Below are 21,489 nucleotides of genomic sequence, written 5' to 3'. Positions count from 1 at the left end.
GCCGCGTCAGGTGCGGTAGACGTGGGCGCGATGGTCAATGTCGATGATCACCACGGTGTGCTGCTCCTCGTCGACGCGGAGCAGGACACGATAGTCCCCCCGCCGTGCGCTGCGTAATCCCTCGAGCTCGTGTCGCAGGGGCTTGCGCAGTCTCAGCGGATTCGCCGCAAGGGGGCCCGAGATGAACTCGATGATCGCGTGGACGACGCGCCCGGGCAATCTCGACAGCGCTCGCCGGGCCGGGGAGGCGACCTCGACGTTGTACGGTGACGCGTTCTCTGCGCTCACCGTGGTGGCAGACCGTATGCGGAGCGAAGGTCGGCGAGGGATGTGGTGTCACCCGCGGCGTACTCGCGCTCAGCGTCGGCCACGGCCTCTCGGGTGTCCGTACGGGAGAGCCAGTAGATCGTCTCGCGCAGGGACTCCAGATCGTCAGCCGACATCAAAACCGCAGCCGGCCGGCCATGCCGGGTGATGGTGATGATGTCGTGGGTGGTCTCCGCGCGTTCGACCAGTGCCGACAGTGTGTTCTTGGCCTCGCCCAGCGGGATCGTATCCATGATCGACACTATAGGCTGATCAATAGCCTTTCGATAGCTCAAAGTGAGGCCCAAATAGGGGCCCGGGCGTTTCGCTCGTCAGCCTCTTCGGACCACCGCGAGGGCGCCATGGTCGGCGATCGCCCGGCAGGACCGCCGCATGAGCAGCGCGAACATCTCGTCACCCCGCGCGGTCCGGGTGCCGTACATCCACCCGAAGATCCCGACCACCGGAGTCTGCAGTAGCCCGTAGACGTAGTCGTCCCAGCACTCGTCGACCGTGTAGTCCGTCACGCCGTACCCCACGAGGGCGCGGTGGTAGTCGGCGACGATCCCGCGCTCCGCGGCCCGCCGATCGTCCACAGTGAGGCTCGAGCCGAGGAACCCGCCGAGGTCCCGGCCGGGCAGCCCCGTGGTGAGCGTCTGCCAGTCACACGCCAGCGAGGGCAGCCGCCCCGCGGGGTCGATCAGCATGTTGTCGGCCCGGTAATCGGCATGCAGGAGTCCGAAGCGCTCGGCCCGGCCGTTGGCCCACTGGGCGATGAGTGGCGCGATCTCGGACAGGGCCTGCCGCTCGTCGGGGGAGAGGCGATCCCCGAGTTCGGCGAGGAATGACTCCAATGCGGGCCCTCCCAGTTCCTGCAGGGCCACGTTGTCGTCGTCGGACGGCACTGACAGGTCCGCGGTCTCGCGCAGGGACGGATCGCACCACCGCGGGCCGTGGAGGCCGGCGAGATTCACGGCGCTGTCACGCGCGTCGGCGACGGACAGTCCGGCCAGCTGGTCGCCCTGCACGCGAGGCGCGACGTCGTCGAGCACGAGCGTGAACTCGCCGTCCCGCTCGCCGAGGGCCGCGAACCGGCAACGCGGCACCCGCACGTCCACCGTCGGCGCGAGGTCGCGGTAGAACAACACCTCGCTGCGATACACGCCGTGCAACAGGGGACGCATGCCCTCGTCCGGGTTCGGCAGCTTGACGAACAGCGTCGGTGGGAGCTCGTCGCCCTCGACATGGGCTCGGACGCAGCACCCGATCTGGCCGGTCCCGATCGTCTCCGTGCGCACCGAGTGCACAGTTGTGGCGAGCGCCGTGGAGAGCCACTCCGCGGTGACCTCCTCCGGAGTGCAGGCGACGGCGGGGCGGGCCGCGTCCGCCTGTGGGGTCTCGACGACGGTCATGACGGGGTGTCCTTCCGGGAGAGGAATCTTCCTGGATTGAGATCGAGGTGGGCGAAGCGCGCAGGGTCGCGCCGTGGCCGCCACGCCTCGAGCACGGGCGCGAGCTCGTCCGGGGTGGTGCCGTGCAGCACCACCGAGTCCGCGCCGAGCGCCAGCTGGGCCTCGATCCGGTCCGCGCAGTGGCTCGCGCTGCCGACGGCGGCGCAGTCGAGCCACTCGTCCGGCAGCACGTCACGGGCGTGCCGGAGGATGTCGAGATCGTCGGTCGCGTCGAGCGCACCTGCGTGGGCGGACAGGCGCTCGTCTGAGCGAAACGTCTCGAGCCCGGCCGCGTCCCAGCCGTTCACGCGGACCAGGACGTCGCCGTATCCGGTCAGGTAGGTGGCCAACCGGCCGGCGAGCTTGCGCAGGCGCGCGGCCTCATCGAGCGAGTCCTCGATGGTCGCCATCACCGACCAGATCCGCACCGATGCGGGATCGCGACCGGTCTTCTCGGCGGACTCGCGGACCAACCGTACCGACCGCTCTACCGCGGCGTCCGACATGAAGGTGTGCAGCACCACCCCGTCGGCCAGCCGCCCGGCCAGGCGCAGCGAGTTGTCGCCCATCGCCATGAGCAGGATCGGGATGTCCTCGTCGAAGGAGGTGTCCTGCACCAGGTAGGGGTAGGTGCCGGCGGGGCCATCGTGCCCGGCTACCGCTCCGCCGCGCCACAGGGTGCGGTAGATGCCGATGGCGTCGGCGAGCTGCGCCGAGGTGACGTGGGGCAGTCCCATGATGTCGAACAGCAGCGGGATGCCCCTGCCCAGTCCGAACGCGTAGCGTCCGCCCGACATCCGGTGCAGCGTGGTGGCCATGGTGGCTGTGACCAGCGGGTGACGGGTGTTGTGATTGGTCGCGGCCGTGCCGATGCCGATGCGGCTCGAGGCGGCGACCGCGGCCCCGGCCATCACTCCGGCGTCCTTGAGGGCGAAGCGCTCCGACAGCAGAATCGACCCGAGTCCGAGCTCCTCCGCGCGGGCCGCCTCCGTCAGCAGGTCGGCCGGTGCTGCGGAGTGGCCGGCCAGCCCGTAACAGGCGAGCTCGGGCATGAGCGGGGCGGCGGCGACTCCTGTGGTGTCTTCTGCGTTCATGGGCGACTTCCGGCGGTGGGGCCTCACGGGTCGTCGGCAACGGACGCCCGGTGATGCGGGTCACATGGTCGTGTCGATCGTACGGCCGGGAGAGGGCGGCGGGGCCGGTTCGCGGGCCCGGGTAGCGGTCGAGGAACGACAATCCCGTGGCAATCTGTGGCTCCGCGGCTTCCGCGATCTCTCCTGGCCAACCGCCGACGTCGGGAATACTCGAGCCCGGTGGAGCGGTGGCGGCGACGAAAGGCATCGAGCATGGACATCTGGAAGGCGACGCACCAGGCGCGTCAGGCTCTCGCGGATGACCTGGCCGGGCTCGATGATTCGCAGTGGCGTCAGCCGACTCTGTGCGCCGAATGGGACGTCGAGCATGTCGTCGCCCACCTCAGCGCGGCGGCATCGGTCGGAAAATGGGCGTGGATGCGCAGTATCGTCGGGTCTGGGTTCCGGCCTACCGTGCACAACGACCGCCGACTGCGTGAGCATCTGGGGTCAACGCCCCGGGAGACGCTCGAGATCTTCGGTGCGGTGATCAACTCGACAGTTGCCCCGACGGGTGATCTTCCGGCGTACCTGGGCGAGGTGATCGTGCACTCCGAGGACATCCGATACCCACTGGGGCTGCCGAGCCGATGCGACGTCGACGCGGCCACCGAGGTCGCGCGGTTCTATGTGTCCCGGAACTTCACGGTGAACAGCAAGTCCGCCGCCGCCGGGCTGAAACTGCGCGCCACCGACGGGCCGTTCAGCGCCGGCGACGGGCCCGAGGTGAGCGGCCCGACCCTCGCGCTGGTGATGGCGATGGCCGGCCGCCGGAGCGATCTCGACCAGCTCACCGGCGACGGCATGCCCCTGCTCGTCGACCGGCTGGACCGCGGCGCCGCCAGGTAGCACCATAGCTGGCGGCAACGAGAACTCGCTCGACGAAATGCGCGAGGAACGCCGAGAAATCAAGCACCGTGTCGAGCGAACTCTGCCGCGTCGTGGGCGGTCGCACTCAGGTGCTGATCGCCGCCGGTAGAGAACGCTCGAGCGTGGCGACCGTGTTCGCCTCGAACCAGTCCGGAGCGCGACGGACGAACTCGTCGGGAGTGAGCCCGCCGGCGCCGTACGGGACACGGCCCAGCACCGGTACGCCGGTCAGACGCGGCAGGTCCTCGAGGTTGCAGCGGTCGGCCAGATTCGGATCGAACGGCCACGAGCCCACCACCACTCCCGCGCATCGCAGTCCCGAGGCGTCGATCGCGCGGACGGTGAGCTCGGTGTCCGACAGCGTGCCCAGACCGGCCCGCGCCACCACGACGAGCGGGGCGTCGAGGGCGGCGGCCAGGTCGAGGATCGTCAGGTCGGTCCCGAGGCGCACGAGCAGCCCACCCGCGCCCTCGACCAGGTCCAGGCGCCGCGGCGGCGACCCGGTGGCGTGGTCGCCCGTGCCGGGTGAGCCGAGCCAGTCGCGAATCGGACCGAGCAACTCCTCGCGCGTGGACTGCGGCAATCCGGCCACTCGGGCGGCGGTCTCGGGCGCGAGCGGATCGGGCAGCCTCCGCACCTCGAGTACCCGCTCCACGCCGGACAGCCGCGCCGCCTCGTGGGCGTCGCCGGGCTCGCCGGGCGCCAGCCCGGTCTGGACCGGCTTGCAGATGCCCACGTCCAGCCCGGCCGAACGTCCCAGCGCCGCCAGTGCCGCAGTCGCGATGGTCTTACCGACGTCGGTCCCGGTGCCGGTCACAATCACCGGACGGTCGACGGCCGTCATGCCGGGACCCTGCTGTCGGCCAGTACCTCGGTGAGGACATCGCACGCGGTGGCCAGGTCGGCATTGGAGAGGTCGGCGCGGGCGGTGAGCCGCAGCCGCGCCGTACCCTCCGGGACCGACGGCGGCCGGAAGCAGCCCACGCGGAGCCCCAGCTCAGCGCAGCGCTGCGAGGCCGCGTAGGCGCGTTCGGCGTCGCCGAGGATCACCGAGACCACCGCCGACGAGGGCCGGTCCGCGCCGGTCACCTCCGCCAGGCGTTCGGCAACCTCGAGCACGCGGTGCGCCCGCTGCGGCTCGCGCCGCAGCACCGCCAGTGCCGCTCGCGCCGCGCCCACGCTCGCCGGCGCCAGCCCGGTGTCGAAGATGAAGGTGCGCGCGGTGTCGATGAGGTGGTCGCGCACCCGCTCCGAGGTCAGCACCACCCCGCCCTGCGACCCGAGCGCCTTGGACAGCGTCGCCGTGACCACCACGTTCTCGTGCCGTGTCAGCCCGAGCTCGTCCACGAGCCCGCGCCCGCCGGCCCCGCGGACGCCCAGCCCGTGGGCCTCGTCGACGAGCAGTACAGCCCCGTATCCCTCGCACGCCGCGTGCAACGCGGTCAGTGGTGCGAGGTCGCCGTCGGCGCTGTACACCGAGTCGGTGACGACCAGCGCCCGCTCCTCGGATCGCCCCGCGAGCGCCCGCTCCACGGCCGCGACGTCACCCCGTTCGACGACGACGACGCGCGCCCGCGACAACCTGCACGCGTCCACGAGCGAGGCGTGCGAACCACCGTCGGAGACGATCAGCGACCCGCGCCCGGACAGTGCCACGACCGCGCCGAGATTGGCCGTGTACCCGGAGGAGAACACCAGCGCCGAGGGGCGGCCGGTGAAGCCGGCGAGCTCGTCCTCCAGTTCCTTGTGGTCGGTGGTCGTGCCGGTGACCAGTCGAGATCCGGTCGCGCCGGCGCCCCACCGGCGGGTCGCGGCGATCGCGCCCTCGAGCACCTCGGGGTGGGTGCCCAGGCCGAGATAGTCGTTGGAGGCCAGATCGAGCACGCCGTCGCCGGCCGTTCGCGGGCGCAGGGCCCGGTGCAGGTGGCGGGCCCGCCGGTTCGCTGCGGCGGCATCGAGCCAGTCGAGCGTGGGGGAGTGGGTCATCGTGTTGCTCCTACCCGCGCCCCGGCGAGGGCTGCGGCACAGATCGTGTCGATCTCGTCGTCGCTACAGATGTAGGGCGGCATCGCGTAGATGAGATCCCGGAAGGGGCGCAGCCACACGCCTCGCTCGGTGATGGCTGTTGTCGTCGTTGTCATTTCCACCGGCCGGTCCAGCTGGATCACGCCGATCGCTCCGAGGACCCGCACATCCACCACACCCGGGAGGTCGAGCGCCGGGGCCAGGCCGTCGCGCAGGCGCGCGGCGATCCGCGGCACCTGCGTGCGCCACTCGCCGGCCTCGATGAGGTCGAGCGAGGCACACGCGACCGCGCACGCCAACGGATTGCCCATGAACGTCGGGCCGTGCGCGAGTCCGCCCGCCTCGCCCGCGCTGATCACCTCGGCCACGTGATCGGTGGTGAGCGTGGCCGCCAAGGTGAGGTATCCGCCGGTCAGGGCCTTGCCCAGGCACAGGATGTCGGGCGCGACGCCCGCGTGGTCGGCGGCGAACAGCTCGCCCGTGCGGCCGAAGGCGGTGGCGATCTCGTCGAAGATGAGCAGGGTGCCGGTCTCGTCGGCCAGTCGCCGCAGATCGCGCAGGTAGTCAGGGTGGTGGAAGCGCATCCCGCCCGCGCCCTGGACCACCGGCTCGACGATGATCGCGGCCAGTTCGTCGGCGTGGTCGCGGATCGTGCGCTCGAGTTCGGCGACGTAACCGGGACGATAGTCGGCGGGCGGGGCGGGGGCGAACACCTGCTCGCGGACGACCCTGCGCCACAGGCTGTGCATGCCGCCCTCGGGGTCGCAGACGCTCATCGGGCTGAGCGTGTCGCCGTGGTAGCCGCCGCGCCAGGTGGCCAGCCGGGTGCGGCCCGGGCGGCCCAGCGATCGCTGGTACTGGATGGCCATCTTGGCCGCGACCTCCACCGACACCGAGCCCGAGTCCGCGAGGAAGACCTTGTTCAGCTCACCTGGCGCTATCCGCGCGAGCCGTTGCGACAGCTCCACCGCCGGTGCATGCGTGAGCCCGCCGAACATGACGTGGCTCATCGTGTCGACCTGCCGGTGCGCGGCCGCATCGAGGTGCGGGTGCCGGTAGCCGTGGACGGCCGCCCACCACGAGCTCATGCCGTCGATGAGTTCGCGGCCGTCGGCCAGGCGCAACCGGACCCCGTCGGCCGAAGCCACGGGCAGCGGCTGCGTGGACGCCGGGAAGCCGCCGTAGGGATGCCAGACGTGCTCGGCGTCGGCGGCGAGCAGCGCGTCGGTCGGCTGCGGGTCCGCGGTCGACCGCGGGGGTGTGGCACACCCCGCGGAGATGGTCCCCGAGGTGGCGATCTGCGTGGGCATGTCAGGCGTTCGCGGGTTCGCTGGTGCCCGCGCCCCGCGTGCGGATCGCGACCGGATTCTGCTTGGGGCCGGCGGCGGACTCGGTCGCGACGGCCGCCGGCTCCGTGGCTGCGTCCTGGCCGGTGGGCGTCGGCGCGGTGGTGGCGTTGTCGTCGTCGCTGTCGCGGCGCCCGGCGCGCCCGCCCTCTGCATCGGTATCCATGCGCAGGACCTCGAGTCCCGCGTCGGCGATCATCTCCAGGTCGGCCGCTCCCGGCTGGCCCTCGGAGGTGAGGTAGTCGCCCAGGAACAGCGAGTTGGCCACGTACAGCGCGATGCCCTGCAGGTTGCCGAGGTGACGCTCGCGGCCGGCGGCCACGCGGATCTCGGTGTCCGGCGCGACGAAGCGGACCATCGCGAGGATGCGCAGGCAGTCGCGCGGGTTGAGCGTGTCGACGCCCTCGAGCGGAGTGCCGTCGAAGGGCAGCAGGAAGTTGACCGGGATCGAGTCGACACCCTTCGCGCGCAGGTCGAAGGCCAGCTCGACCAGCTGCTCGTGGGTCTCGCCCATGCCGGCGATGAAGCCCGAGCACGCGGACAGGCCGGCGCCGTGGGCCTGGCTGACGGTGTGCTCGCGGTCGGCGTAGGTGTGCGTGGTGCAGATCTCCTCGTAGTGGCTCTCGGCCGTGTTGAGGTTGTGGTTGTAGGCGTCCGCGCCGCTCGCGCACAGCGACTCGGCCTGGCCGTCCTTCAGTGCGCCCAGGCATGCGCAGACCTCGACGCCAGGCGTGTCCGACTTGATGGCCTCGATGATGTCGGTGACCTTGCCGACCTCGCGGTTGCTCGGGCCCGTTCCGCTCGCGACCAGGCAGACGCGCGAGGCGCCTGCCGCGATGCCCGCCTTGGCCGCGGTGACGGCCTCGTCGGTGTTCAGCCACGTGTAGCGCAGGATGCCGGCCGTGGAGTTGAGGCGCTGCGAGCAGTAGAAGCAGTCCTCCGGGCACAGGCCGCTCTTGAGGTTGACCAGGTAGTTGACCTTGACCTTGTTGCCGAAGTGGTGGAAGCGCAGGCGGGAGGAGGCGGCGACGACCTCCATGAGCTGGGCGTCCGGGGCGCGCAGAACGGCGAGAGCGTCGGCGGCGGAGACCTGGTTGCCCGCCAAGACGTGGTCGGCGAGTTCGTGCCAGCGTGGGGCGACGGGCTGCGGGGTGGCGGACTCGATATTGGCGGCCATGATTTCCTCCTGAACGACGTTCATTGAACGGTGTTCAAGGTAGCGGGGCGGGCCCGTCTTGTACAGCGTTCAGGCGCGGGGGTGCCCGGTCGGTAGGATCGGCGATCGTGGCCCTTTCCCAGACGTCGGTCGTCGATACCGCCCTTGAGCTCCTGCGCGAATCCGGGCTCGCGGGCATGTCGATGCGCACGCTCGCGACGCGGATCGGCGTCCAGCCCAGCGCCCTGTATTGGCACGTCCCGTCCAAGCAGGCGCTGCTCACCGGCGTCGCCGAGCGCGTGTTGGCCACCGTGCGGCCGGTCGAGGCGGGCGATTCTGCCGCTGCCGAGCTGCGGGCGATCGGCGAGGCGCTGCGTACGGCGGTGACCAGCGTGCCCGACGGCGCGGAGATCGTGGCGCTCGGGCTCGCGGCGGGGGCTGTGAACCCGGTGGCCGACGCCGTCGAGGCGGCCTGCGCGCGGTACGGCGAGGCCGACCGGGCGCCCGGGCTCACCACCGCGCTGACCGGCTACGTGATCGGGCTCGGGCTCGAGGAGCAGACGCACCACAACCTGCGGAGCGCGGACCCCCAGATGGCGGACGTCGACTTTGGCCCGCGTTTCGGGGCCGGGCTCGAGGCTCTACTCGCGGGGGTCTGAGGCGCGGACGAGCGGCCAGGGGCGTCCCGAGTTGGGCGACGGACTGCCGCGGGGGTCGGCGCACGGAATCTGGTACCGCGTGAGGCCACTCAGGTTCTGGGCGTTGTTCCTGGGGCCTAAGCGAAGTCGAGCACCACGTGGATGGAACCGTCGTCCGCGGTCGCCGTGCCCGCTCCGACCTGCGTGAACTCGCCGTCGAGCATCCGCTCGCGCATGCCGGTGTCGGCCAGGAGCGCAGTGAGAACATTCGGAGGCGTGGCCTGGGCCGGAAGGGTGAGAGTGGTGCGGTCTGTGGTCGACACGGCGTCCGGCACGGGTAGGTCGCCGGTCGCCGTACCGCCCGCGGCCAGTTCCCCTGCGCGGTCAAGGGCGTCGGACTCGAGGGCGGGGGAGGTCGTCAGCCGGTCCGCGCCCACGGCGGTCCGCGCCTCGTTGATGCCGGCCACGACCGTGCCGGCGAACGCCTTCTGGTTGATCTCGTCGGGTATCGCGGCGAGGTGGCCGGACTGTTCTTCGGGGGCTGGGTCTCCCGGCGCGGCCGGGGCGGCCGCGAGCCCGAACAGCGCGGCGATCCCTGCCAGGTCCACCGAGAGCGGAGCGGTCGGCCCGAACGAACTCTGCGCTGCGGCGGTGCCGGCGCCCATCGTGAGAAGGAGGGCGGAGGTTCCCGCGACGACGGCGGAACGGATCGGGTGACGCACGTGATGTCCTTTCCTGGGCGGCTGCCGGACCCGGATGGGTCACTGGTGCTCGACTCTAGAGCCGCCGAATCACTTACGCATCATTCGTCACAGGAGTCACATTCGTTACAGTGTGCGGACCGGCACAATGGGGGCCATGAGCACGAGCCATCCGCACCTTCTCAGCCCCCTCGCCGTCGGACCCCTCACTCTGCGCAACCGCCTGGTCATGGGGTCGATGCACACCGGGCTCGAGGACCGTAGCAGGCATCTGCCCGAGCTCACGGCCTACTTCGTCGAGCGTGCCCGCGGCGGCGCTGCGATGCTCGTGACCGGCGGATACGCGCCGAACGTCGAGGGGTGGCTGCTGCCGGCCGGGTCGATCATGGCCTCGCGCCGCATGGCAGACAAGCACCGCACGCTCACCGACGCCGTCCACGCTGAGGGCTCACACATCCTGCTGCAGGTCCTGCATGCCGGGAGGTACGGATACCAGCCGTTCGTGCGCTCGTCGTCGTCGTCAAAGTCCCCCATCAGCCCCTTCCGGGCCCGCGGCCTGTCGGCGCGCGGGGTGGAACGCACGATCGATGACTGGGTGCGCGCGGCGCGCCTGGCCAGGCGGGCGGGTTACGACGGAATCGAGATCATGGGCTCCGAGGGCTACCTCATCAACCAGTTCCTCGCCGCCCGCACCAATCATCGCGACGACGCCTGGGGCGGTACCGCGAGCGCGCGCATGCGCTTCCCCGAGGAGATCGTGCGCCGCGTCCGCGACGAGGTGGGTGCCGATTTCCTGCTGCAGTACCGCATCAGCCTGCTCGACCTCGTCGACGGCGGCCAGACCTGGGAGGAGACGGCCGAGCTCGCGCAGCGCCTCGAGGCCGCGGGCGTGGACGTGTTCAACACGGGGATCGGCTGGCACGAGGCGCGCATCCCGACCATCGTCACCTCGGTCCCGCGCGGCGCGTTCGTCGACCGCACGGCCCGGCTCAAGGAGACCGTCGGCGTGCCGGTGATCGCCTCCAACCGCATCAACACCCCGGACCTGGCCGAGCAGATCCTCGCCGCCGGGCAGGCCGACCTCGTCTCTATGGCGCGGCCACTGCTCGCCGATCCGGCGTTCATGTCCAAGGTGGCCGAGGGGCGGGCCGACGAGATCAACATCTGCATCGCCTGCAACCAGGCCTGCCTCGACCACACCTTCGCGAACAAGCGCGCCTCCTGCCTGGTCAACCCGCGCGCTGGCCGCGAGACGGAACTGTTGCTCACCGTCGCTCCCGCCCGTCGCCGGGTGGCCGTGGTGGGCGCCGGGCCCGCCGGGCTCGCGTGCGCTGAGGCCGCCGCATCGCGCGGGCTCGCGGTGGAGGTCTTCGAGGCCGAGAACGAACTCGGCGGGCAGTTCCGCTACGCGATGCGCGTGCCCGGCAAGGAGGAGTTCGCCGCGTCGCTGGACTACTTCCGTCGCCGCCTCGAGGTGCTGGAGGTGCCCGTCCACCTGGGCCGCCGCGCCGAGGCCTCCGACCTGGCCGACTTCGACCACGTCGTGGTGGCCACCGGCGTCCGCCCGCGCGTACTCGATCTGCCCGGCGTCGACCACCCCATGGTCATGACCTATCCGCAACTGCTCACCGGCGAACGCGCCCCCGGCCGACGGGTGGCGGTGATCGGGGCCGGCGGGATCGGCGTGGACGTCTCCGAGTTCCTGCTCGCGGGCGGCCCCGGGATCGCGATCGACGGGCGCGAGCCACACGGCCATTCCACAGATGTCAAGGCGTGGAGCCGCCGCTGGGGAGTGGTCGACCCCGCGACCGAACGCGCCGGCCTGGGGACCGCCGTGCTCGATCAGCCAGCGCATGAGGTGCACCTGCTGCAGCGCAAGACCTCGAAGATCGGCCGCGGCCTGGGCAAGACCACCGGGTGGGTGCATCGCGCTGAACTCGACGCCGGCGGCGTGCACAAGTACACCGGCGTGACGTACGTGAAGATCGACGACGACGGGCTGCACATCCTCGATTCGGAGGGCAGACCGAAGCTGATCGGTGTCGACTCGGTCGTGGTGTGCGCCGGGCAGGAGTCGGTCCGCGATCTCGCCGATGAGCTATCCGGTGAGCCGGGTGGTTCCCGTGCCGAGGGCGGCGCCCGGGCTGTGCCGCGGGTGCACGTGATCGGCGGGGCCGATGTGGCCGCCGAGTTGGACGCCAAGCGGGCCATCAAGCAGGGCGTCGAACTCGCCGCGACCCTCTAGGAATGCCTCTAAGTTCGCCAAGCGTGCGCATCCCCGCCCGGTTGCAAGACAGCGACTCCCGGCTGCCAGACAAATGAGGCGATTTCCGGGCGCTGAATCGCACCAGATGTCTTGCAGATCGGCGGCGATGTCTTGCAACCGGGGGCGGAGGGCCCGGGCGGAGGGCGCCTTGCAACCCGCGGGGGAGGGCCCCGGGGCGGAGGGCCTGGGGACGATGAGCCGGCGGGGCTCAGGCGGCGGGAGGGTCAGCTGGGGGCCCCGGCGCCTTCCCGGTCGGCCCGCACCTCGCGGCGACGGTCGACGATGCTGAACGCCAGCGCCCCCGCGGCCAGAGCGGCAATGATCCCGAGTGCCGCACGGAACGCCAGCAGCCAGTCGCCGTTCGCCGCGACGATCCCGAACAGCACGCCCGGCACGATCGCCGTGCCCACCGCCGTGCCCATGCGCTGGCCCAGCGAGATGATGCTGCCGGCCACGCCTCCGTACGCGGGGTCCACGGCGCGCAGCGTGAGCGTCTGATTGGGCGAGATCGTCATGCCCTGCGCAGTGCCGACGAACGCCGCCGGCACCATGAACACCAGATAGTGCAGCGCGCCGGACTCGACGAACCCCGCCAGCACGATGAACGCCACGAGCGCGCAGATGGTGAGCGTGAACCCGGCCACCACCATCCGCCGCCCCAGCCGCAGCACGAACCGCCCCGCGACCTGTGCTGACACAGCCGCACAGATCGAGGCGGGCAGACTGATGAACGCCGAATCGATAGGCGCATAACCCAAATGGAACTGCAGGTAGAGCGGCATGACGATCCACAGGCTCGTGCCGCCCACGAAGTAGATCGACACGATCACCATGCCGTTGCGAAAGCCCGCGTCGCGGAAGATATCCGGATTGACCAGCGGGGGCCGACCGATCCGCTCATAGCGACGCTCCCACCAGGCGAACACCCCGAGCAGCGCCAGTCCGGCGGGCACGAGGGCCCAGAGCGCGGGCGGGGTCTCGCGGCCCAGGAACGGCAGCATGATCGTCAGTACGGCCACGCCGAGCAGGAGGATGCCGACCGGGTCCAGGTCCAGGCGCTGACGGGCCGGCCTGGTGGCAGGAGCGCGGGCCGCAGTCGAGGCGATCGCGCGATCGGCCGCGAGTGCAGCCGCGTCGTCGTCGTGGTCGTGGTCGTGGTCCTCGTGGCCGTGGTCGCCGCGGCCGTCGTGGTCGTCGTCCAGCCGCGCCGACGCCCCGGCGCGGGCCCGGGACAGTCCGACGTCGCGCCCGGCGTCCTCGCCCGTCGGGGTCGGGATCCGCCGGTCGTCCGGCAACCACCGGTACCCCAGCACCAAGGCGAGCACGCCGAGCGGCACGTTGACCAGGAACATCGCGCGCCAACCCAGGTTGTCGCCGAGCGCCTGGATGAGCAGCCCGCCCACCAGCGGTCCCGATGCGGTGGCCACGGACACGGTGGTGGCCATGGTCGCGAACGCCCGAGCCCGGGCCTCCTTGCGGAAGTACTTCTGGATGAGGCCGAACGTCTGCGGGTTGAGCATGCCCGAGCCGACGCCCTGGACCAGGCGGGCGGCGTTGAGCATTTCGATGCCCTGGGCGAACCCCGCGATCACCGCGCCGACGATGAACACGGCGATGCCCGCGAGGAAGATCCGCTTGCGGCCGGTCGCGTCACCGAGCCGCCCCGACGGCACGAGCAGCAGCCCGAACGACAGCGCGTACCCGGACACCACCCACTGCAGGCCACTCGAGTCCGCCTGCAGCGAGTCACCGATCACCGGCAGCGCCACGTTGATCACCGACAGCGCGATCAGCGCCATGAACAGCGGCACCATGAGCGTGACGAGGATCCGCGCCGAGCTCACCGCGGGCTGACCCGCGGGCGCCGTCGGGCGCCGGTCGGCGGGGGTCGAAGGCGGATCGGTCACGCCCGCGATGGTAGCCGCGCGGGTCACGGAGAGGCCCCGGGAACGACGACGACGAAGAGCGCACGTGCCCGGCCGGCGAACCGGTCGCGGCCCACCGGACACGTCAGTAGCGTCGGGTCATGGCTGATATCACCCGCACCGCAGAAGCCGATTCGATCACCAAGGCCGATCTCGCCGAGCTGGGGAACGTCACCGGCCCGGCCGTGTCGATCTACATGCCCACCGCCCGCGGGGGTGCCGAGGTCCGCGAGAACCCAATCCGCGCCAAGGCCCTGATCAAGGACGCCGAGGCCGGTCTCAAGGCCAACGGCGCGAGCGAGGAGGCGGCCGCCGAGATCCTCGGTCCGCTGGTCGCCCTGCTCGAGGACCACGAGTTCTGGCGCTACCTCGCCGACGGACTGGCGATGTACGCCGCCGAGGGATTCTGGCGGGCGTACCGGCTGACCATCGACTTCCCCGAGGTGGCGTACGTGAGCGACCGTCTGGCCGTGCTGCCGGTGGTGTCCGCGGGGATGCACCAGGACGACTTCCTGCTGCTCGCGCTGAGCCAGAACAAGGTCAGCCTGTTCGAGGCGACCTTCGCCACCATGCGCGAGATCGACCTCGGGTCCATCCCCGCCTCGATCGAGGACATCAGCGGCGAGACCACCCCGCCCCCACATCAGCAGCAGCACTTCGGCGCCGGCGGCGGGGGCGTCATGCACAGTCACGGCACCGGCGCCGAGGTCGGGGGCGTCCAACTCGACAAGTTCCTGCGGCAGGTCGCGCAGGGGCTCGGGGAGGTGCTGGAACCCAACGACCGCCGGCCCGTCGTGGTGGCGGCGGTGGCCGAATACCTGCCGACGCTGCGCGAACACCTGACCTACCCGCACCTGCTCGGCGAGGCGGTGGCCGGCAACCCGGACACCTCTCGGCCGGATGAGCTGCACGAACGGGCCTGGGCGATCGTCCACCCGGCGTTGCGGGCGCGGTCCGAGGCCGACGCGGAGCGGTTCGGTGACGCGATCGGCGCCGGGCGCGCCCTCGCCGGCGGAGGCTCGGACATCCTGCACGCGGCCCGCGACGGCCGGGTCGACACCCTGCTGCTCACCCGACGCCGCTGCACCGCCGACCACGCACCCGACGACCTGGATTCGGCGGTCGGCCAGGTGCTGGCGACGTCCGGCACGGTGCTCGTGGTGGACACGCTGCCCAAGGACGTGGCGGAGGGCGCGATCCTGCGGTTCTGACGCGCGTGCACAGGCTCCGCCTAACTCCGATGTGTAGCCTCGGCGGACCGATGCACCCATCAACGTCAGGAGATCGTGTGCTCAAGCAGAAATGGCGGCTGGCAGTGGCCGCGGCGGGGTCCGTGCTCATCGTGGCGGGCTGCAGTGCGCCCGGCGACGGCGACACCGCACAGCCCGAACCGCAGGCCGCGACCGAGCAGGCCGCCCAGGACCAGGGCGAGGGTGCCGACGGCGCTGCCGCGCAGGGCCAGGGCCCGGACACCAGCAACATCCCGGACCCGGTGGCCGTGGTCAACGGCGAGGAGATCACCAAGGCCGAGTTCGTCTCGGTGCTCGAGGGCCAGTATCAGCAGATGTCGATGCAGGCCCAGATGTCCGGCCAGCCGGTCGACGAGGAGCAGATCAGGCAGCTGTCCATCGAGGGGCTCGTGGGCAGCGCGCTGCTCGAGCAGGAGGCCGCCGACCGCGGCATCGAGGTCTCGGACGAGGAGAAGGACGCCTCGCTCCAGGAGTTCGCCGACACCAACCAGGTCAGTACCGACGAGTTCGTGGCCAAGATGGGCGAGCAGGGAATGGACCGTGCCGGAGTCATGGACCAGATCGAGAAGCAGCTGCGGGTGGAGAAGCTCATCACGGAGGAGTACGGCGAGTTCTCCCCGAGCGACGACGAGGTCCAGGCCGCCTACGACCAGGTGGCGCAGCAGCAGTCGATGATGGGCGGCGCCGAGGGTGGCGCGGGCGCCCAGCAGCTCCCGCCGCTCGAGCAGGTCCGCCCGCAGGTCGAAGAGCAGCTCAGGGCCGAGAAGCGGGCCGAGCAGATGCAGACCATGTCCGACGAGCTGCGCGAGGGCGCGGACGTGACGGTGAACCTGTAGAAGGCGCTGTCGGGGTGCGGGGGTGCCGCCGCCGCGTTACACCCGCACGAAGTGGAGCAAGTCGCAGCCAGCGCGGTCCCGGCCGTGATGGGATCTGCCCATGCGGACAGTGCGGCGGGCCCTGGCGGCGACTGTGGCGATGGCGACGAGCGTGGCGATACTCCACGCGCCGGCGGCCGGAGCGCAGGCGGCGTCACCACCCGGCCTCGGACCCGCCGGCACGGCCACCGTCCACGGTGACGCCGCGTCCACCGACACGCTGCCCGGCCGGGGCCCCGGCGTGAACCCGGCGATCACCTCGTCGCTCACCGGCGCCACCTGCTCGACCGTGTTCATCGGGTCCGACGGCATGCCGGTCGCCCTGTGCACGTCCTACGTCGGTATGAACCCGCCCACTCCGCTGGCGCCGACGGTCAAGCTCTTCCACCCGGACACGGCCGACGTGCTGGCGGAGGTGCAGCTGGCCAAGGGCGCTCTGCTGGGCGGGGTGTACGGCTACCTCGACGACCGCGACCGGGTGGTGGTGGCCGACGGCAACCGCCGCCTGCTCGCCGTCGGGCACGAACGCGCCGCCGAGGGGCCGTGGCGGATGACGGTTGAGGTTCTGGCCGATCTGTCGCCGGCCGTGCCGGAGGGTGACGCGATCACCGGCCTCATGCCCGCGTTCGACGGGCGCGTGTGGTTCGCGACGTCGAACGGCGTGGTGGGAACCGTGCGTCCCGCGGGTGCTGGCCTCGAGGGTGGGGACGGAAGCCGATATGACGACGACAACGACCCGGGGCTGCGTTTCCTCGCACTCCCCGCGGGCGAGCGGATCACCAACGGGCTGACGGTCCGCCCCGGTGGCGCGTCGGTGATCACCACCCGGGCGCTCTACGAGATCGATTCCGAGGCCGACGGCATGCCGGTGGTGCGCTGGCGGCACGGCTACGAGGTGGGGGCTGGCCGCAAGCCGGGCCTGCTGGCCTACGGGTCCGGCACCACACCGACGTACTTCGGGCCGGACGACGGGCTGATCGCGATCACCGACGATTCCGAGCGCCCCGACCTCATCGTGTTGCGTCAAGCAGACGGATCCGAGGTGTGCCGGATGTCGGCGTTCGCCACGACGCTCGACCCGTCCACGGCGGCGGCGGACGGCGTGCTGATCGGCGGGCCCGCGGCCACGGAGAACTCGATCATCGCGTTCGACGACGCATTGGTGCTGGTCAACACCTATGGATTCGAGTACCCGCCGTTCGCGGTGGACGGCCCGGCGGTGCCGCCATCTGCCCCGTACACCGGCGGCATGACCCGCATCGATGTGGATGTGAACGGGTCGGGCGCGGACGGGACCTGCTCGCGCGCCTGGACCTCACTGTCCCGAACGGCCTCATTGCCCAAGCTCACCACCGGTGACGGCCAGATCCACGCGATGGCCTACGGCCCGGCCGTGGCGGATGCCGCTCTCGGTTCTCTGCCGGGTCCGGTGCCCGGCCAGGAACTGCTCGACCAAGGGCTGGCGCAGAAGTTCGGCCCGGTGTTCGCGACCTCCACGGATATCGAGACCGGCCAGGAGGTCATGCGGACGTTCATGGGCCACGCCCCGCTGGACGAGCCCATGGAACTCACCGGCACGCTGGCCTCCCGGGGCGACGCGCCCGGCGTGATGTGGCAGCCCACCCTGACCCGCATGCTCCGCATCGGCCCCGCCTGACCACCCAGCGACTTCGCAGGTCAATCGGCATTCGGCAGGGGAGTCGGCCGGTCGGATGATGAGGTGACGCGGTGGCTCAGTCGGCCGGGCGGATCACCGCGACAGCACAGGGCGCGGTCTGCAGTAGGCGCCGGCTGACCGAGCCGAGCAGGAGCCCGGCAAAACCGCCGTGACCGCGCGATCCCGTGACCAGCAGCGACGCGCCGTCGGCCTCGTCGGCAATGGTGGTGGCCGGATCTCCCACCACCAGGATCAGCTCGAGCGAGACCCCCGGGTGCCGGGCCTCGTGCGGGGCCAGGGCGCTCAGGACCTGCTCCTCGTCCTCGGCGAGCACGCTCTCGGCCAGCGTGTCGAGGTCGAACAGCGATGCCCCCGGCAGCTTGGGAACCTCCACCGAGTGCACGGCCCGCACGCTCGTGCCGCGCCGCTGCGCCTCGGCGAACGCGAACGCCGCGGCCGGGTCATTGGCCTTCGAGCCGTCGGCGGCCAGTACGACCGGTCCGCTGCTGGGACTCTCCGGCGTCCGGGGCGTGATCACGATGACCGGACAGGCCGCGTGCTCCACTACACCTGCGGACGTGGAGCCCATGGCGAAGTCCTCGCGCGCGGTGAGCCCGCGGCTGCCCACGATGATCGCCGACGCGCCCCGGCCGGCCTCGATGAGCGCGCCCACGGGACTGTCCGCGATCACGCGAAACGACGCCTGCACGCCTGCGGTGAGCTCGGCGAGCTGGTCACGCATCGCCCCCTCGACGTTCGCGCGGGCCGTCTCGTCGAACGCCACCACGCGTCCGACCGCCCGGTCGGCGGAGATCACGTTCAGCGCCACATCGTGGCTGCGGGCCCACTCAGCCGCCCACGTGACGGCCCGCCGGGCGTCTCGTGAGCCGTCGTAGCCGCACACCACCGGCCCCGCGGTGGCCTGCGGTGTTGTGTAGTCAGCGGTCTCCGACATGGCGTCCTCCTGCAGTGGCTTCGGTCGCGGGCCAGCCTAGTCGGCGCCCACGGCGCGGGGAGGGGCGACGACGACAACGACCGCCCACTTCGACACCGCCACCGGGCACGGAACGTCCGCGAGAAGATCGTAGAAGCGATTGCCTCCAATTCTGGACTAATTCCAGATTGTCGACTATGGTGATGGCCATGACGACAGGGATGCAAGGTCCGGAGCAGCGGCTCCGCAACGCCGGATTGAGGGTCACCTCTCCGCGGTTGGCGGTCCTCGTCGTCGTCGGCACCAACCCCCACATCGCGGCGGAGGACGTCGCCACCCACGTCCGCGAGCGGCTCGGCGCTGTGTCCACCCAGACCGTCTACGACGCGTTGCGGGTGTGCACCGACGCCGGGCTGATGCGCCGAATCGAGCCCGCCGGATCTCCGGCGCGCTACGAGCGGCGCACGGGCGACAATCACCACCACCTCGTCTGCCGCCGGTGCGGCCGCATCGAGGACGTCGACTGCGCTGTCGGGCACGCCCCGTGCCTGACGGCGGACGACGATCACGGCTTCCAGATAGATGAAGCCGAGGTCAATTACTGGGGCATATGTCCCGAATGTCGGGCGAGCGAGGCCCTTCTCGTCGCAGACTGAGACACAGACCACATCCCAGGCGTCACAGGCTGGGACCCCCGACCACCTCACCACTCCACCCAACCCATGAGGAGCCACAGACGTGACCATGCACCCCGCCGACCGCGGCGTACGCAACATCGAGCCCAAGGCACCCACCACCACCGACGGCGGCGTGCCGGTTCCGCACGACGAGTTCAGCGCCCAGGTCGGCCGCCAGGGCCCGCAGCCGCTGCACGACTTCTACCTCATCGAGAAGCTCGCCCACTTCAACCGCGAGAACGTGCCCGAGCGACTGCCGCACGCCAAGGGCTCCGGCGCCTTCGGCGAGTTCGAGACCACCGAGGACATCTCCGACATCACCTGCGCCGGACTGTTCCAGAAGGGCGTCAAGACCCCGATGCTCGCCCGCTTCTCCACCGTCGCCGGCGAGAAGGGCAGCCCGGACACCTGGCGCGACCCGCGCGGCTTCGCCCTGAAGTTCTACACCGAAGAGGGCAACTACGACATGGTCGGCAACAACACGCCGATCTTCTTCATCCGCGACGCGATCAAGTTCCCGGACTTCATCCACTCGCAGCGCCGCAAGAACGGCTCCGGCCTGCGCAACCACGCCATGCAGTGGGACTTCTGGACCCTGAGCCCGGAGTCGACCCACCAGGTCACCTGGCTCATGGGCGACCGGGGCATCCCGCGGACCTGGCGTCATATGGACGGGTTCAGCTCGCACACGTACCAGATGATCAACGCCGAGGGCGTGCGTCACTGGGTCAAGTTCCACTTCAAGACCAACCAGGGCATCGAGTTCTTCACCCAGGACGAGGCCGAGCGCAAGGACGGCGAGAACGCCGACTTCCACCGCGAGGACCTCTGGGTGAACATCCGCGAGGGCAACTACCCCTCCTGGGACCTGCACCTGCAGGTGATGCCCGTGGACGAGGCGGAGAACTACCGGTTCAACCCGTTCGACCTCACCAAGACCTGGTCGCAGAAGGACTATCCGCTGCGCAAGGTCGGCACCATGACGCTCAACCGGAACCCGGAGAGCCACTTCGCGCAGATCGAGCAGGCCGCGTTCGCGCCCACCAACATCGTGCGCGGCATCGGCTTCTCGCCCGACAAGATGCTGCTCGGCCGCGTGTTCGCGTACCCGGACATCCACCGCTACCGCATCGGCGCCAACTACCAGCAGCTGCCGGTCAACTCGCCGCTGTCCCCGGTCAACTCCTACTCCAAGGAGGGCCACATGCAGTACGAGTTCAACCACCCGGCCGTGGCCGAGTACCACCCCAACTCGATCGACGGGCCCACCGCCGACCCGGCCAAGGCCTACGACTTCGGCGCCTGGGACGCCGAGGGCTCCGAGATCTTCCGTGGGGACGTCAAGCCGCACGCGGAGGACACCGACCAGGCGCAGGCCACCACCCTGTACCGCGAGGTCATGGATGACGCCGCCCGCGAGCGCCTGCAGAACAATGTCGCGGGCCACGTGAGCGCGATCGACCCGTCGGAGACGGAACTGCTCGCGCGCGTGTACGCCTACTGGACCGCGGTCGACCCCGACCTCGGCGCCGCCATCAAAACCAAGGTCGAGGCCTCGGAGCGCGGTACCCACCGCCTGCGCGACTGACACGCGTCACACCGACGGGAAGGGCCGAGCAGGAATCGGCCCTTCCCGTCGGGCGTTGATACACAAGTAGAGAACCGTGCGGTCCGGATACGCCGGGCCAGAGAGGAGCCACCATGGCCACCGATTCCAAGAATGGTCCGATCACCTCGTTCGTCCCGGCCGAGCACCAGGAGGCCGTGTCGGGCGCCCTGCAGGAATCACTCGTCGACCTGATCGACCTGTCGCTGGTCGCCAAGCAGGCGCACTGGTCGGTCGTCGGCCCGCGGTTCCAGAGCGTGCACCTCGCGCTCGACGAGCTCGTCGCGGACGCGCGCGGCTTCACCGACGAGGTCGCCGAGCGGGCCACGGCCGTGGGCGTCAGCCCGGACGGCCGCGCCAAGACGGTCGCCGCAGACTCGGCGCTCGACGAGGCCTCGTCGGAGTTCGCCTCCGATGACAAGGTCGTCCGCGTGATCACCGAGGCGCTCGCGGCCACGATCGTACGTCTGCGCGCCAACATCGCGAAGGTCGGAGGCGACCCGGTGACCGAGGATCTGCTCATCGGCGTCAGCGCTCGACTCGAGCAGCTGCACTGGATGTGGGAGGCCAAGTCGGTCTGACCCGCTCGGCCCGTCCGGCCTATCCCGGCCCGGTGGAACCCTCCGGCCCGGGGAGGCTGCCCTCGACTTGCGCGCCCGGTTTGGACCAAACC

20 protein-coding genes are annotated in these 21,489 nt (G+C 70.8%); 9 read left to right on the top strand and 11 right to left on the bottom strand.

Annotated elements, in window-relative coordinates:
* Positions 1-6: 6 nt before the first annotated feature.
* The 4 genes from ACWIE7_RS14340 to ACWIE7_RS14325 form a co-directional block, all read right to left on the bottom strand.
* Entirely contained in the window at positions 7-288 is a 282-nt protein-coding gene (locus ACWIE7_RS14340; RefSeq protein ID WP_454056906.1) for a type II toxin-antitoxin system RelE family toxin, read from the bottom strand.
* Positions 285-560, bottom strand: coding sequence for a type II toxin-antitoxin system Phd/YefM family antitoxin (locus ACWIE7_RS14335; protein ID WP_230929806.1), 276 nt, complete (start codon positions 558-560; stop codon positions 285-287). Before ACWIE7_RS14335 ends, ACWIE7_RS14340 begins: the two co-directional genes overlap by 4 nt.
* 78 nt (positions 561-638) lie before the next feature.
* The gene (locus ACWIE7_RS14330; RefSeq protein ID WP_295648678.1) at positions 639-1,718 is read right to left on the bottom strand and encodes a phosphotransferase family protein; all 1,080 of its coding nucleotides are present in this window, start codon (positions 1,716-1,718) and stop codon (positions 639-641) included.
* The gene (locus ACWIE7_RS14325; RefSeq protein WP_454069619.1) at positions 1,715-2,851 is read right to left on the bottom strand and encodes a TIGR03857 family LLM class F420-dependent oxidoreductase; all 1,137 of its coding nucleotides are present in this window, start codon (positions 2,849-2,851) and stop codon (positions 1,715-1,717) included. Before ACWIE7_RS14325 ends, ACWIE7_RS14330 begins: the two co-directional genes overlap by 4 nt.
* A 252-nt stretch (positions 2,852-3,103) precedes the next feature.
* Here ACWIE7_RS14325 and ACWIE7_RS14320 point away from each other — a divergent pair, with 252 nt between their 5' ends.
* Complete coding sequence (locus tag ACWIE7_RS14320; protein WP_454056908.1) at positions 3,104-3,739, top strand: maleylpyruvate isomerase family mycothiol-dependent enzyme; 636 nt, start codon at positions 3,104-3,106, stop codon at positions 3,737-3,739.
* Between the two features lie 106 nt (positions 3,740-3,845).
* On the opposite strand, the gene bioD is transcribed toward ACWIE7_RS14320, so the two are convergent.
* Genes bioD through bioB form a run of 4 tightly spaced genes read right to left on the bottom strand, consistent with a single transcriptional unit; the run spans position 3,846 to position 8,308 of the window.
* The gene (bioD, locus tag ACWIE7_RS14315; protein ID WP_454056909.1) at positions 3,846-4,604 is read right to left on the bottom strand and encodes an ATP-dependent dethiobiotin synthetase BioD; all 759 of its coding nucleotides are present in this window, start codon (positions 4,602-4,604) and stop codon (positions 3,846-3,848) included.
* Positions 4,601-5,746, bottom strand: a complete 1,146-nt coding sequence (locus tag ACWIE7_RS14310) for an 8-amino-7-oxononanoate synthase (RefSeq protein ID WP_452100035.1) — start codon at positions 5,744-5,746, stop codon at positions 4,601-4,603. The genes bioD and ACWIE7_RS14310 overlap by 4 nt, the downstream gene beginning before the upstream one ends.
* Positions 5,743-7,095 (bottom strand): adenosylmethionine--8-amino-7-oxononanoate transaminase, encoded by a 1,353-nt coding sequence (locus ACWIE7_RS14305; RefSeq protein WP_454069618.1) that lies wholly within the window; start codon positions 7,093-7,095, stop codon positions 5,743-5,745. Before ACWIE7_RS14305 ends, ACWIE7_RS14310 begins: the two co-directional genes overlap by 4 nt.
* Position 7,096: 1 nt before the next feature.
* Complete coding sequence (gene bioB / locus ACWIE7_RS14300; RefSeq protein WP_452100033.1) at positions 7,097-8,308, bottom strand: biotin synthase BioB; 1,212 nt, start codon at positions 8,306-8,308, stop codon at positions 7,097-7,099.
* 107 nt (positions 8,309-8,415) lie between these two features.
* Between bioB and ACWIE7_RS14295 the strand changes: the two genes are divergently transcribed.
* Positions 8,416-8,946: a TetR family transcriptional regulator gene (locus ACWIE7_RS14295; protein WP_452100032.1), complete on the top strand. Its 531-nt coding sequence runs from the start codon at positions 8,416-8,418 to the stop codon at positions 8,944-8,946.
* Between the two features lie 116 nt (positions 8,947-9,062).
* On the opposite strand, the gene ACWIE7_RS14290 is transcribed toward ACWIE7_RS14295, so the two are convergent.
* Positions 9,063-9,647 carry a CAP domain-containing protein gene (locus ACWIE7_RS14290; protein WP_454056912.1) on the bottom strand — a complete coding sequence of 195 codons (585 nt, stop codon included), beginning with the start codon at positions 9,645-9,647 and terminating at the stop codon, positions 9,063-9,065.
* Positions 9,648-9,783: 136 nt separating this feature from the next.
* Between ACWIE7_RS14290 and ACWIE7_RS14285 the strand changes: the two genes are divergently transcribed.
* Positions 9,784-11,871 carry an oxidoreductase gene (locus tag ACWIE7_RS14285; RefSeq protein ID WP_454069616.1) on the top strand — a complete coding sequence of 696 codons (2,088 nt, stop codon included), beginning with the start codon at positions 9,784-9,786 and terminating at the stop codon, positions 11,869-11,871.
* A gap of 245 nt (positions 11,872-12,116) precedes the next feature.
* Here ACWIE7_RS14285 and ACWIE7_RS14280 read toward each other — a convergent pair whose 3' ends face one another.
* A complete protein-coding gene (locus ACWIE7_RS14280) occupies positions 12,117-13,799 on the bottom strand; it encodes an MFS transporter (protein WP_454069614.1) in 1,683 nt (560 codons plus the stop codon).
* 119 nt (positions 13,800-13,918) lie between these two features.
* Between ACWIE7_RS14280 and ACWIE7_RS14275 the strand changes: the two genes are divergently transcribed.
* The 3 genes from ACWIE7_RS14275 (at position 13,919) to ACWIE7_RS14265 (ending at position 17,599) form a co-directional block, all read left to right on the top strand.
* Positions 13,919-15,028: a baeRF3 domain-containing protein gene (locus ACWIE7_RS14275; protein WP_454069612.1), complete on the top strand. Its 1,110-nt coding sequence runs from the start codon at positions 13,919-13,921 to the stop codon at positions 15,026-15,028.
* Positions 15,029-15,105: 77 nt separating this feature from the next.
* The gene (locus ACWIE7_RS14270) at positions 15,106-15,903 is read left to right on the top strand and encodes a SurA N-terminal domain-containing protein (RefSeq protein WP_454069610.1); all 798 of its coding nucleotides are present in this window, start codon (positions 15,106-15,108) and stop codon (positions 15,901-15,903) included.
* 100 nt (positions 15,904-16,003) lie between these two features.
* On the top strand, positions 16,004-17,599 hold the full coding sequence (locus ACWIE7_RS14265; protein ID WP_454069608.1) for a hypothetical protein: 1,596 nt from the start codon (positions 16,004-16,006) through the stop codon (positions 17,597-17,599).
* A gap of 76 nt (positions 17,600-17,675) precedes the next feature.
* On the opposite strand, the gene ACWIE7_RS14260 is transcribed toward ACWIE7_RS14265, so the two are convergent.
* Positions 17,676-18,554, bottom strand: a complete 879-nt coding sequence (locus ACWIE7_RS14260; RefSeq protein ID WP_454069607.1) for a universal stress protein — start codon at positions 18,552-18,554, stop codon at positions 17,676-17,678.
* A 188-nt stretch (positions 18,555-18,742) separates the two neighbouring features.
* On the opposite strand from ACWIE7_RS14260, the gene ACWIE7_RS14255 reads away from it, so the two are divergent.
* The 3 genes from ACWIE7_RS14255 to ACWIE7_RS14245 all read left to right on the top strand — a co-directional run bounded on the left by ACWIE7_RS14255 (position 18,743) and on the right by ACWIE7_RS14245 (position 21,397).
* Positions 18,743-19,189 (top strand): Fur family transcriptional regulator, encoded by a 447-nt coding sequence (locus tag ACWIE7_RS14255; protein ID WP_454069605.1) that lies wholly within the window; start codon positions 18,743-18,745, stop codon positions 19,187-19,189.
* Between the two features lie 88 nt (positions 19,190-19,277).
* Entirely contained in the window at positions 19,278-20,798 is a 1,521-nt protein-coding gene (locus ACWIE7_RS14250) for a catalase (protein WP_454069640.1), read from the top strand.
* Between the two features lie 113 nt (positions 20,799-20,911).
* On the top strand, positions 20,912-21,397 hold the full coding sequence (locus tag ACWIE7_RS14245; RefSeq protein ID WP_454069603.1) for a Dps family protein: 486 nt from the start codon (positions 20,912-20,914) through the stop codon (positions 21,395-21,397).
* The last annotated feature ends 92 nt before the right edge of the window (positions 21,398-21,489 follow it).

It is taken from the genome of Dietzia sp. NPDC055343 (assembly GCF_053645265.1).
Note: the sequence above shows the minus strand (reverse complement) of the source record. Positions and strands in the feature narration are given on the sequence as shown.

Bases quoted from the DNA above. Each gene is read 5' to 3' on its own strand.
- ACWIE7_RS14335 (WP_230929806.1), bottom strand. From the start codon at position 560: ATGGATACGATCCCGCTGGGCGAGGCCAAGAACACACTGTCGGCACTG.
- ACWIE7_RS14330 (WP_295648678.1), bottom strand. From the start codon at position 1,718: ATGACCGTCGTCGAGACCCCACAGGCGGACGCGGCCCGCCCCGCCGTC.
- ACWIE7_RS14325 (WP_454069619.1), bottom strand. From the start codon at position 2,851: ATGAACGCAGAAGACACCACAGGAGTCGCCGCCGCCCCGCTCATGCCC.
- ACWIE7_RS14320 (WP_454056908.1), top strand. From the start codon at position 3,104: ATGGACATCTGGAAGGCGACGCACCAGGCGCGTCAGGCTCTCGCGGAT.
- bioD (WP_454056909.1), bottom strand. From the start codon at position 4,604: ATGACGGCCGTCGACCGTCCGGTGATTGTGACCGGCACCGGGACCGAC.
- ACWIE7_RS14310 (WP_452100035.1), bottom strand. From the start codon at position 5,746: ATGACCCACTCCCCCACGCTCGACTGGCTCGATGCCGCCGCAGCGAAC.
- ACWIE7_RS14305 (WP_454069618.1), bottom strand. From the start codon at position 7,095: ATGCCCACGCAGATCGCCACCTCGGGGACCATCTCCGCGGGGTGTGCC.
- bioB (WP_452100033.1), bottom strand. From the start codon at position 8,308: ATGGCCGCCAATATCGAGTCCGCCACCCCGCAGCCCGTCGCCCCACGC.
- ACWIE7_RS14285 (WP_454069616.1), top strand. From the start codon at position 9,784: ATGAGCACGAGCCATCCGCACCTTCTCAGCCCCCTCGCCGTCGGACCC.
- ACWIE7_RS14275 (WP_454069612.1), top strand. From the start codon at position 13,919: ATGGCTGATATCACCCGCACCGCAGAAGCCGATTCGATCACCAAGGCC.
- ACWIE7_RS14265 (WP_454069608.1), top strand. From the start codon at position 16,004: ATGCGGACAGTGCGGCGGGCCCTGGCGGCGACTGTGGCGATGGCGACG.
- ACWIE7_RS14260 (WP_454069607.1), bottom strand. From the start codon at position 18,554: ATGTCGGAGACCGCTGACTACACAACACCGCAGGCCACCGCGGGGCCG.
- ACWIE7_RS14255 (WP_454069605.1), top strand. From the start codon at position 18,743: ATGACGACAGGGATGCAAGGTCCGGAGCAGCGGCTCCGCAACGCCGGA.
- ACWIE7_RS14250 (WP_454069640.1), top strand. From the start codon at position 19,278: ATGCACCCCGCCGACCGCGGCGTACGCAACATCGAGCCCAAGGCACCC.
- ACWIE7_RS14245 (WP_454069603.1), top strand. From the start codon at position 20,912: ATGGCCACCGATTCCAAGAATGGTCCGATCACCTCGTTCGTCCCGGCC.